Annotated in this window: 9 protein-coding genes; all 9 read right to left on the bottom strand. The window is 29.6% G+C overall.

Annotated elements, in window-relative coordinates; all coding sequences use genetic code 11:
• Nucleotides 1–207: 207 nt before the first annotated feature.
• The 9 genes from LEBU_RS02600 to LEBU_RS02560 all read right to left on the bottom strand — a co-directional run bounded on the left by LEBU_RS02600 (nucleotide 208) and on the right by LEBU_RS02560 (nucleotide 11,903).
• Entirely contained in the window at nucleotides 208–1,044 is an 837-nt protein-coding gene (locus LEBU_RS02600) for an SDR family oxidoreductase (protein WP_012806606.1), read from the bottom strand.
• A 23-nt stretch (nucleotides 1,045–1,067) separates the two neighbouring features.
• Nucleotides 1,068–3,746, bottom strand: coding sequence for a leucine--tRNA ligase (leuS, locus tag LEBU_RS02595; protein ID WP_012806605.1), 2,679 nt, complete (start codon nucleotides 3,744–3,746; stop codon nucleotides 1,068–1,070).
• A 110-nt stretch (nucleotides 3,747–3,856) separates the two neighbouring features.
• On the bottom strand, nucleotides 3,857–4,537 hold the full coding sequence (locus LEBU_RS02590; protein ID WP_012806604.1) for a hypothetical protein: 681 nt from the start codon (nucleotides 4,535–4,537) through the stop codon (nucleotides 3,857–3,859).
• On the bottom strand, nucleotides 4,538–5,935 hold the full coding sequence (locus LEBU_RS02585) for an ATP-binding protein (protein ID WP_012806603.1): 1,398 nt from the start codon (nucleotides 5,933–5,935) through the stop codon (nucleotides 4,538–4,540).
• A gap of 15 nt (nucleotides 5,936–5,950) precedes the next feature.
• Nucleotides 5,951–6,589, bottom strand: coding sequence for a precorrin-6y C5,15-methyltransferase (decarboxylating) subunit CbiE (cbiE, locus tag LEBU_RS02580; protein WP_012806602.1), 639 nt, complete (start codon nucleotides 6,587–6,589; stop codon nucleotides 5,951–5,953).
• A 209-nt stretch (nucleotides 6,590–6,798) separates the two neighbouring features.
• Nucleotides 6,799–7,503 carry a radical SAM protein gene (locus LEBU_RS02575; RefSeq protein ID WP_012806601.1) on the bottom strand — a complete coding sequence of 235 codons (705 nt, stop codon included), beginning with the start codon at nucleotides 7,501–7,503 and terminating at the stop codon, nucleotides 6,799–6,801.
• Nucleotides 7,504–7,518: 15 nt separating this feature from the next.
• Nucleotides 7,519–8,238, bottom strand: coding sequence for a queuosine precursor transporter (locus LEBU_RS02570; protein WP_012806600.1), 720 nt, complete (start codon nucleotides 8,236–8,238; stop codon nucleotides 7,519–7,521).
• Between the two features lie 174 nt (nucleotides 8,239–8,412).
• Nucleotides 8,413–10,197, bottom strand: coding sequence for a L,D-transpeptidase (locus LEBU_RS02565; protein WP_012806599.1), 1,785 nt, complete (start codon nucleotides 10,195–10,197; stop codon nucleotides 8,413–8,415).
• Between the two features lie 38 nt (nucleotides 10,198–10,235).
• A complete protein-coding gene (locus LEBU_RS02560) occupies nucleotides 10,236–11,903 on the bottom strand; it encodes a L,D-transpeptidase (RefSeq protein WP_012806598.1) in 1,668 nt (555 codons plus the stop codon).
• Nucleotides 11,904–12,092: the final 189 nt, after the last annotated feature.

The raw sequence follows: 12,092 nt of genomic DNA, 5'->3' as shown, positions 1-12,092 counted from the left end.
ATGCCGACTTTTCATTATCTATTTACGTAGTTTGATTTGTCAAATTAATACTAAAATTCCATTTAAAAAATAATGTTTATTTATCCAAAACTGAATCAATCCTTTACTAAATAGTATGTTATTCAAGATTTATAACAATTCTGCTACTTAAAATAAGGAATAGTATAAATTGCAAAAATTTATTAAATTACTTTGTTATTTTTTTAACTACAATTGTTTCAAATATTCCATCAATGAAGTAGCTTTCCGTCCTAAAACTTTCTCAATATCGTTTGAAACTCCTGATTGCTCATTTTCGGCAATTGCAGTATAAGTTGAAACCCACGAATCGTATTCCCATTGTTCAGCTTTCCAGATTTTACGTGATTCGTAAGCCTCATCTACCGTTTCAGCAATATACTTAATTTCTTTACCTAAATATTTACTTGCAAGTTTTGTAATTTCCTCCATCGTTAAGTCTTCAGGTCCTGTCATATTTAAAACTTGATTTTCCCATTTTTCTGGATTTTCTAAAATTTTTGCAACTACTTCCGAAACATCTGAACACACCACAACTGAAACTTTCCCGTTCCCAGCAGGCCCTTTTATTTCACCATACTCTCTGCATAAATTTACAAAAAAATCCGCATAAAAATTATCTCTCAAAAACGTATATTTAAAGCCATTTTCTTTAATGTATTCTTCAGTTGCATAATGATCTCTTCCTAGTGTAAATACAGAGTTTTTTGAAGCATTGTAAAAGGAAAGATAAATAATTTGCGAAACTCCTGCCATTTTAGCCACATCAATAAAATCCTTATGCTGTTGAACACGGTCAGAATTTTCTGAACCTGACACCATAAAAAGCACATCAATTCCTTCCAATGATTTTATAGTATCCTCTGATTTATCATAATTTGATTTAAAAACATCAGAAAATCCCATTTTTTCAGCTTTTTCCTTATTTCTAGCCAAATTTCTCACTTTTATCCCATTTTCTTTGCATAATCTTGAAACCATGCCACCTAAATTTCCTGTCACTCCAGTTACTGCTATTTTAGCCATTTTATCTTCTCCTATTTTTCCATTTATCCCTTTACAACAATATTAACCAGCTTATTAGGCACAACAATTACCTTAACAACTTCTTTCCCTTTAATAAATTTCTGAACTTTTTCCGAAGAAAATGCCAATTTTTCAGCATCATCTTTTGAAATTCCAATTTGTGCAGGCAGCATATCCCTAACTTTTCCATTTACTTGTAAAACCAAGTTAAAGTTATTTTCCACAGTTAATTTTTCATCAAATGCTGGCCACTCTTCCTCAAAAGTCAATGTTGTATTTCCTAAATCACTCCATAATTCATCTGCCACGTGCGGTGCAAAAGGTGCAATTAATAAAATCACTTTTTCAAGAACTTCGTGCCATACTTTTTTACTTTCTGACGAAATATCGTTTTTGTCGATTACATTTTGCTTGTAAGTTGTCATATCGTTTAGAAGTTCCATTATTGCAGCAATTGCTGTGTTAAAGTGGAAATCGTCCTCAATGCTGTCTGTAACTTTTTTCACTGTCTGATGTAATTTTTTCTGAATTTCCTTGTCTTTCTCACTTCTCGCATCCAAATTAATTCCGTAATTATTTTCCTTTGATACATTTTTATCAGCAAAATCAGCTGTTGATGAAATTAACAGATAAAGTCTGTTTATAAATCTATAAGCTCCAGCAAGACCATTCATATTCCATTCAAGCTCTTTTTCAGGCGGCGCAGCAAATAATGTAAACACTCTTGAAGAGTCAGATCCGTATTCCTTCACGATTTCTTCTGGATCTACTCCGTTATTTTTAGATTTACTCATTTTTTCAACTTTTGTTGCTAATTCTTCTCCAGTTTCCTTAGAAACAGGCTTTCCATCCTTCATTTCCACTTCTCTTGGGAACAAGTATCTTCTTTCATTTTGAGAATAGTAAGAAGGTCCTAAAACCATTCCTTGTGTCAAAAGACGTTTAAATGGCTCATTTGTGTCAACATATCCCAAATCTCTTAATGATTTGTGGAAAAATCTTGCATAAAGCAAGTGCATTACCGCATGCTCAATTCCACCGATATATTGGTGAACTGGAGTCCAGTTATCTGCATCTTCCTTTTTAAACGGCTCTTTATCATTGTGAGAATCTAAATATCTCAAGTAGTACCATGAAGAATCAACGAAAGTGTCCATTGTGTCGGTTTCTCTTCTCCCTTTTTTCCCATTTGGTAAAATCACATTTTTAAATTCCTCAGAAGTTTCAAGTGGATTCCCTTTTCCGCTAAACTCAATATCTGTAGGCAGTTTCACAGGCAAGTTTGCTTCCTCTTCCAAGTAAATATTCCCATCTTCATCATAAATCACAGGAATTGGAGTTCCCCAGTATCTTTGTCTGCTGATTAGCCAGTCATGCAGTCTGTAATTTACTGTTTTCTTACCTAGTCCAATTTTTTCCAATTTTTCAGTAATTTTCTCTTTTGCTTCATTACTATTTAATCCGTTAAATTCTTCTGAATTTACTAATACTCCTGAATTTACCAAAGCATTTTCTATTTTTTCAACGGAAACTTCTTCCAAATTCCCATTTTTATCAACAGGATTTACAACAATTTTCAAATCTAAATTATATTTTTTAGAAAACTGAAAATCTCTTTCATCATGTGCCGGCACTGCCATTACCGCTCCAGTCCCATAATCCATTAACACATAATTTGCAATCCATAACTGCACTTTTTCACCATTCACAGGATTAATCACATAAAGTCCAGAAAATACTCCTTCTTTTTCCTTATCTTCGGCTGTACGTGCAATTTTATCCTCATTTATCATTCTTTCAACAGCTTCTCTTATCGAAGGATTTTCTTTCAAAATAATTTCCTCAACTAACGGATGTTCTGGTGCAACAGTTGCATACGTAACTCCATAAAGCGTATCAGGTCTTGTTGTAAACACAGAAATCACAACTTCTCCATTATCATTCAATTTTAAATGTGAATTTCCATCATTTTCAAATTTATAATCTAAAATAAAGTCAACTTCAGATCCTGTTGATTTTCCAATCCAGTTTTTCTGCATTGTCAATACTTGCTCTGGCCAATGTCCTCTAAGTTCCTCATGCCCCTGCAGCAATTCTTCTGCATATTCTGTAATTTTAAAGTACCATTGCGACAATTCCTTTTGAATAACATCAGTTTTACCGTGACGCCAGCATTTCCCGTCTTCAACTTGTTCATTCGCCAAAACCGTATTACAGTCAGGACACCAGTTTACATAAGATTTTTTCTTGTAAACAAGCCCTTTTTTATACATCTCAATAAAAAATTTCTGATTCCACTTATAGTATTCTGGAGTATAAGTACTAAGTTCCCTGTTCCAGTCATAAGAAAGCCCCATAAGCTTCATCTGTCTTCTCATGTTGTCAATGTTCGCTTTAGTCCATTTCCCAGGATGTGCCCCATTGTCAATTGCAGCATTTTCCGCAGGCAGTCCAAAACTGTCCCATCCAAACGGATGCAGCACATTAAACCCTTTCATCTTCTTGTATCTTGCAATCGCATCTCCAATCGCATAATTTCTCAAATGCCCGACATGAAGCTTTCCAGATGGATACGCAAACATCTCAAGCACATAATAATTCTCTTTCCCCTCAATCTTATTTTCCGATTTAAAAACATCCTCTTCAAACCACTTATCCTGCCACTTTTTCTCAATTTCCGACGGTTTGTATTCCTTTATCATTATTTTCCTCCATTTTTTTCAATATTTATTTTTAAAATTTTGGTTTTTAGTTTAACTTATAATATCTATTATTTTATCATATTTAGTAGATTTTTCAAAAATTAATTTGCTTAAAAAAATTCTATTTCATCCAATGAACTCTCAAATGTATTTACTTTATTGCACATCTTTTCAAGAATTATAATTCCTTTTTGTGATTTCAAACCACAATAACGACAAAGATATTTAAAATTCTGATTATTGTAAAAAATATCCTCTTTATTCCTTACTTTTATTTCTTCGACACCTCCACTACTACTCTTTGATGCAATTAATACAGGAATGTTATAAATTTTTTTAGGAAAATCAAAATCTAATATCCTTTTTTCCTTTTCTTTTTCATCTCTATAATTTAAATACAACATTTCAAATATAAAGTACAACAACTTTGCTGATGAATAATATTTTTTCACAAGTTTATTATCTATTGTTTTAGATTTTAATTCAATATGAAATAAAAAATATTTATTATCTTTTAATCTTTTTACAAATAATACATTATCAACTGAACTAATTTCTTTTTTAAAAAATGGCAATAACCTTTTTAAATTTTCATCAATATTATTTATGTCCAAAGTCAATTTCAAGACCTGATATTTGTCTGGATTAAACAAAACTTTTACTTTATGAAGTCCAGTATTATTTACTCTTTTATTATTTGCTCTTTTATTCTTTTTTTCTTCTAAATATAATTCTTCTTTTATTATTTCTGAAAATGAATTATCAAAATTATTATTTATAAAATCAAACATTTATTCTTCCTCCATTGCAAATAATAATTCCTGATACAAATTATCTATTTCTCCTAAAACTTCATTAAATGTTTCCGTTATTACCCCATCTTCTCCAAATTCAGCCTGCTCTATCGTTTTATTATTTAAAAAATAAATATTAACATCTTCCTGTCTTAATCCATAATTTTGTCTATCAATAGAATATTCTTTTATTATTTCATCATCAATTTTATCCTTACATTTTTCAAACATAATCATATTATTCATTTCCTGCGTAATTACTGGACTATGCGTACTAATAACAAATTTCAATCCTTGTTTTGATAAATAGTTTATAAGTTTCATTATTTTTCTCTGATTTTCAGGATGTAAATTCAATTCAATTTCATCAATAAAAATTATATCTCCCTTTTGTGCCTGATATTTTAAATATAAAAAGAACCCCGCTAAAGTTTTTACAGTTGAAGAAACTAATCCCATATTTAATTCAACATCATTTTCATTTTTATAAATAATCTGGTTAGATTTTATTATTATTTCTCCTTCAATTATATTTTGAATATCAATATCTTTTACAAGATTTTTATAAATTTCTGTTTCTTCCCTGTTTTCATATTCTTCCAATTGATTTAATCGTATTATATACTCATTTACAGGTTCAGAATATCTTGAAACATCTTTTAATAAATTCATATCTTGTGATAGTTCCAAATTTCTTAAAATATTATTTCTATTTTCTAATAATTGATTATAAAATAAAACAGCACCGCTTCTTTCTGCTGGAAAAAAATATATTTTAATAAAAATGTTTAATAATAATTTTCTAAAAAGATATTCTAATCCAAACTGTTTCATCTCTTTTTCTTTAAAATTTCGACTTATACCTATTATTTCTGCATCAAATGAGTCCGATTTAAATTCATCTTCATAATTTTTAAAATAATCTTTTATCTCAAAAATAATTTCATGTTCTTTTTTCTTAGTTATTATAGTTTTATTTTCTTTAATTTTATTTTTTGATGCTACCAATATTCTACTTTCAGCGTCTTTTTCTTTAAATTTTTTCATTTCATCAGTTAAATCTATATTAACTATTTCAAAATTTCTAAAAAAATCATTATGTACATGAAATGTTGTAATTAATTCTTTTCTCAATTTTATTTTTATTTCTTCTTCATAATTTTTTTGAAACCAATCATAATCAATAATTTTTTTTTCATTTAATACAATGTTATTTAAAAATGTAAAACTTGTAATGTTAAATTTATCCATAAATTTAAAATAACTATAAATTAAGTAACTCAAATAAGTCTTCCCAGTATTATTCTTCCCAATTATCAAATTAATTCCTTTTAAATCATTAAAATCTATCTCTCCACTTTCAATAGGACCTAAATTTTTAAATTTTATTTTCATATTCCTCTCCAATCATTATTCCTTCCCATTCCAATAAATAACAACCACATTCATCTCAAATTTTTCATCAACCTTCACCATTTCTTTTGCTGAAAATTCTAAAATCCTCTCATTTTCATAAGATAGATTTTCTCCAACAAAAATAATAGCCTTTTCCATGCCATTCTCAAGCAGTATTTCCGCTATTTTTTGAGGTGTATTTTTGTTATCTGTTAAAAGTCCAATTTTCCCAAATTCACGTAATTTTTGAACATACTCAACTTCTCGTCCATGAACACTTGATACAAAAGCATCGTTCCAATATTCAGAAACTCTAGCAAACATATACTGAATTGAAGAAATTCCAGGTATTACGTTAAGTTCCTTTGCTTCAAAATGTTTTCTCATAAATGTTAACATACTATAAAAACCTGTATCACCAGATAAGATTAGTGATATTTTTTTATTTCGATTTTCTTCGATAAAATCTAAAACTCTTTGCAAATCAGCATTAATATAACAATATTCCTTATTTTCTGCATATTTTCCAAGACTTTCGATATGTCTTTTTCCACCAATTATTATATCTGATTTTTCAATTTCTTTTAATACAACTGGCAAAGTATAGTCCAAATTTCCCGGTCCTAAACCAAGTACATTTATTTTATTTTTCATTTTTCTCCTAATATTATTTTTTCATTTTTTTATGTGTTTATTATACCCCAAATATGTGAAAAATTAAAGAAAAAATATTAGTTCGATATTAAAGGAATTTGAACATAATTTAAAAAAAAACAGCATTTAAAATAATAATAGAAATATCTAAAAAAACAGTGAAACTAAAATTCCACTGCTTTTCGTTTTTTCTCTAAAAATTAAAACTATCACTGCACATATACTCCAAAATCTTTATTATCTACCAAAATTTCAATATTCTGATTTTTATTCAATTCTGGATAAATTTCAGTCAAAAACCATTTTACAAGTTCCTCATCACGCTCCACTTTTGTATCGTTATTTACAAAGACACTAAGTGCAATTTCATCAAAGTATTCTTGAGCAAGTTCTATATCACGCAAAATCATTTCCTTTGTCTGTCCTTTTATGCAAATCATAAAAAGTCCCATTTTATATTCTTTTTTTATTTTTTCTAAAACTTTATCATTTGTAACAAAGTTTTTTGTCAGAACTTTTGTTCTAAATTCATTGTCAAAAGTTTCAATTCCAATAGCAAACCGAACTTCCTGCTCACTAAAATATTTTCGAATTTCATCAAGCCTATTTATATATCCAAAATATGCTTCAAAATACAATATTTTTATATTTTTTTCTTGACAGACTTCTTTAATTTTAGAAAGTGTAAAATCATTCAGCTCAAAGACAGAACCAGAATTTATAACTTGCAAAGCTCTAGTTTCTCCAGTAATTTGATTAATCGCCTCCAAATTTACTCTATTCATTTCCTCTTCATCATCTGTATTGTCCAAAATATAATTACAAAATGCACATTTCCCGTATGCACAGCTGAATCCTTTTAAAAGCACTATTTCTCTAGGATTCTTTTCTTTTATTACACTATATCTTATCATTTCTCTTCCTTTTTCTTACTCTTCATTTACTTTTCCATTATTTTTCCAAATTGTTGCAATATACACGAACGGTGTATCCAATAATGCAATTACTACTTTTAGGAAATAAGTTGAAAATATAATTACAATTATTTCTTTCATTGAATAAACTCCTAAAAATGCCATAAATGAGAATACTATATTATCAAGTATTTGGCTCAACATTGTGCTTGCATTATTTCTAATCCAAATATCTTTAAAGTCTGGACGTAATTTTCTGATCGCTTGATAAGACCAAATGTCAAATGCCTGTGAAGCTGCAAATCCAGTCACACTTGCTACTGCCAGTCTTGGCATAAATCCAAACACTTGATTTAAAGCCCCTTGCATAGTATCAGACGGTGCTACCTGTATTTTTAGGACGATTTGCATAATAAATGTTGTGAACAGCATTGAAGCAAAACCAAGTGAAACGACTTTTCTAGCATACTTTTTCCCTTCATTTTCCGAAAGTATATCTGATGCTAAGTAAATCCCACCAAATGCAATATTTCCCATCGTCGTATCCACACCAAACAAAGTCATCATTTTCCCAACCTGAATATTCGCAATAACTATTGAAAGCGGTACAACTGAAAGCAATCCTGCTTTTCCCCAAAATCTATAAGCTAATATTACCGCTGTAAAATTCAGCAGCAAGTAGCCTAGCCACATTAATTCATTTACTCCAAACTGAAAATTTCTAAAAAATTCCAAAATTTTTCCTCCTTATAATTTTTATTATTTATTAAATTTTTCCCTATTTTTTAGACAAATTAAAAACACATACTATCCTTTTGAATAATATGTGTTTCCAAAAGGTTTTTTTTATAGATGGCTTCTCCCAAACATCTGAATCAATTTTATTTTTGTTTAAAATTTATAGCTCTCCTATTTTACCAGCATAACTGTTGGAACGCTAGGTACTCTAAATCCTTCTGAATGTCCTGGACTCGAATTTCCTAACCATTCATAAATAAATTTAATCTGGTCATCATAGTGTCTTATACATTTATGTGATTCTGGATAAGTCCCAATTTTCTTAGCTGTCGCAGCTTTTCGTTGTTCTCTTGTGTTCTTTGGCTCAAAAACGGAGGGAATGCCATGCATATATCCACCGCCACTAAATCTTACTGCATACTTAGCATCGCCAACGACGCCACCTCCAGAACCTGTATATGACATTACAGGTTTTGAATAAGCAATTAAGAATGTTCCATATGGTGTAGCAAATGAATTTCCAGCATCCTTTCCAGTTGTTACAAATGAAGAAGTTACGACATTCCATCCATTTCCTGATTTTTCAATAATCATTTCATTCTGACTAGATCTATCGACATAGATGAATCTACTTACTTCACCAGTAATTCCCGCTTCTTTTAAATATTTTTTTGAAGAAGGTTTTAAATAATAGACACCGTTGTCATACGCATCTATCTTAACTTTTACATATTTATCATTTTCTTCTTCTACAACCATAATCGTTCTATCTGGAATATTTATATAATCCTTAAAACTTTTATCTATATATCCAAACTCACTTTGATTAGCACGATTCCCAAATTTATCTCGTTTTCCAGATTCACCGCCACCAAGTGGAACATAATCGTCTAAGACATATATTTTTTTATTTGCGCTAACTGCTTCTTTTATAAATTTATTTGTCTTATCAACTTTTTTCATCATGTCATTCCAGTCAAATTCCCTTTTTTCCACAGCTGATTTTGGAATGTAGCCAAGCTGATTATCAAAAAATACTTCGTACCATTCATCTGATTTATTTCCCACATTTGTTTTAACGATTCCTGTAGTTTTGTATTTTTGTGAATAAGTAGCCGATTTTATGACTTTGGCATTAGAATTTGGTTCTTTTCTTATGCTTGTTGCAGTTTTTATGAATACAAATTCATCCATATCTCTTGGAGAATGTTTATCGTATCCAAAATTGAAAGTAAGGTTTTCTGTCCTTTTGCCAAAATACTGTTTGATATAAGAATATGAACTATTTATATTTTGATTTTGAGCAGAATTATTTGAGTTATCATTATTTTTATTATCCAACACTGTATTTTGGGCTTTTACCATATTACTTTCTCTTAGACTGTCTAATGCTTTATCGTTTTCCGTATTCCCCTCAGAATTGACTGTATTTTTTTTTTGCGAAACAGGTTTTTTATCCGTTTCGTCAGTCTTGTTATTTATTGTTGTTGCTGTTTCTTCAGGTTTATTTTCTACAGCCGGAGCTGGAGTTTCTGCATTTGTATCTTGAGTTTCAATTGGCTGTTCTGTTACAGCTGGTTGTGAGCCTCCATTTTTCTTTGGATATTCTGCTATAAATCCTTTAACAAAATTATCAAATTTTTCTTCAAAATCAGATTTAGTTATTGTTTTTTCCACTTGCTTTCCTTTTTCAAATTTAGCTTTTTCAGTAAATACATATGGAGTAAATTTTAAGTAAATGTTACCACCCATTTCTGCATACTCCACATCTATTTTATCTTTAATTCCATCTCCATCCAAATCAGGTTCCAATGTAATTTGTTTCCATTCTGTATGCTGTTGTTTTTGTTGTGAAGATTTTTTTGAAGCGGAAAAACTGTTTGCAGACATTATAGAAAGCATAGTCAATGCTGCAATAAAAAATTTTGATTTTTTTAATTTTGTTCTTTTTATCATATAGTTCATCTCCTTACCTTAATTATTTTAAAGTTGGATTATAAAACTAATGCTATTACAGGTTCTTCAGGTATTGTATTATCTTTATCCTTAATTTTACTGTCTGCATTTACCCATCCAACGATAAATTCAATTTGATCATCAAAATGTCTTACACATTTATGAGAATCTTTGTATGTTCCAATTTTACTTGCAATTCCCGTATTTAGTGTAGATCCTTTGAAGTTAAGTCCTACAGGAATTCCGTGCATATAACCTCCACCGCTGATTCTTACTGCATATCTGGCACTTCCTGCAATCGCCAGATCAGATCTTCCAGCAATTGTTCTGTCGCCTCCCCTTGCTCTTCTTGTAAAGGTCATGTATGGTCTTGTAAATGCCACTTGAAATGCTCCGTGCGGTGTTTCATATGAACCGTATCCATCTTTTCCTGTAGTTACAAATGAATATGTTATAACATCATATTTCCCAGTTTTAGGATCTCTTTGGAAAATTGCTTCAGTCTGGCTACTTGGGTCAATTGCTATAAATTTATTTACTTCACCTTTTATATTTTCTGCTTTTTGATAAGTTCCTTCAACTTTTTCAATATAATAAGGTCCTCCATAAAATGGTGTTTCAATTTTTAGCATTTTATTTTCTTCGCCAATTACTCTGAATACAGTCTGGTCAGGAATATTTATTTTTTCCCCTTCCCGTTTTGAATTTGTATATCCAACAATACTTTGATTATTTTTATTTCCAAATTTATCCTTTTCACTTGGTTTATCATGCGATAAAGGTTTATATTCTGTAATAATATACAAATCTTTTCCAGAGCTTATTGTTTCAGTAATAAATCTATTTATAAGTTCCATTCTTTTAACCATCTTATCCCAATAGAACCCTCTTCTGCTAACATTGTCTTCACTTCCTGCGACAAATCCTCTAACAGGTGTAGAATTTTCTGCAACTGTTTTACCATCTTTATCCTTTTTAACTTTTCTTGCCATGTTAGTATCGTTTCTTTTAGTAAATTCTGTATAATACCATTTTGTCTGAGAATTTGATGCATCAGATACCATGTCAAATAATATTAGCGGTTTTTCACTGAATTTTAAACTGGCTACTGCATTTCCATTTGGAGCATCTAGCATAGCTGATGATTTTTTGATAAATAAAAAATTATTCAAATCTTTTGGAGAATGATTGTCAAATTTTACTTTATCAAATGAAATATCACTATTTCTGTTATCTCCGTAAATTGTAACATATCTAGTTTCATTTGGCTGAATATTTTTAGAGTATTCAGGATAATATTCTTTCACTTTATCAAGCATTTTCTGCATTTCCTGAATTTCTTTAATACTAAATTTCTTATCAAAAGCTACCTGATAAGTTAAAATGTCCTTACCACCCTGATTTGTATAAATGGAAACAACTGCATTAAGTAAATTATCCACTGCACTATAACTCACAACAACTTTTTCATTTATTCCATCATTATTAAAATCATAGTCAAATACATCTTTTTCTTGACCTTCGATAGTAATATTTTCTGAATATTCTTTAGGTAACTCTATTTTTGTATTATTGTTAGCTGCATTTGCATTAAATCCTATAATAGCATTAATTAATGCCAATAATCCAATCTCTATTTTTTTTAAATTCTTTACTTTCATTTTTTCTTTCCCTGTTTCAATTATATTATTTAATTTTTTTGTCACAAATTCCCCTCCATCTTCATTTATTATTCTTTCTTTGAGATTTCTGCTTATGAGTTAACAAGCTACTTACTTCTTTCATTTTTTCCATCCTTTTTTATTAAAGATTTATTTTAAGTAAAAAAATTCAGCCTCTAATTTCCAACTTTAAAACAAAAATAGTAATCATTTCTACTTTAAAGTTGTCGGTAT

Source organism: Leptotrichia buccalis C-1013-b (assembly GCF_000023905.1).
Lineage (GTDB): Bacteria > Fusobacteriota > Fusobacteriia > Fusobacteriales > Leptotrichiaceae > Leptotrichia > Leptotrichia buccalis.
This window is presented reverse-complemented; position numbering and strand designations above follow the sequence as displayed.

Coding starts and splice junctions, on each gene's coding strand:
- LEBU_RS02600 (WP_012806606.1), bottom strand. CDS start 1,044: ATGGCTAAAATAGCAGTAACTGGAGTGACAGGAAATTTAGGTGGCATG.
- leuS (WP_012806605.1), bottom strand. CDS start 3,746: ATGATAAAGGAATACAAACCGTCGGAAATTGAGAAAAAGTGGCAGGAT.
- LEBU_RS02590 (WP_012806604.1), bottom strand. CDS start 4,537: ATGTTTGATTTTATAAATAATAATTTTGATAATTCATTTTCAGAAATA.
- LEBU_RS02585 (WP_012806603.1), bottom strand. CDS start 5,935: ATGAAAATAAAATTTAAAAATTTAGGTCCTATTGAAAGTGGAGAGATA.
- cbiE (WP_012806602.1), bottom strand. CDS start 6,589: ATGAAAAATAAAATAAATGTACTTGGTTTAGGACCGGGAAATTTGGAC.
- LEBU_RS02575 (WP_012806601.1), bottom strand. CDS start 7,503: ATGATAAGATATAGTGTAATAAAAGAAAAGAATCCTAGAGAAATAGTG.
- LEBU_RS02565 (WP_012806599.1), bottom strand. CDS start 10,197: ATGATAAAAAGAACAAAATTAAAAAAATCAAAATTTTTTATTGCAGCA.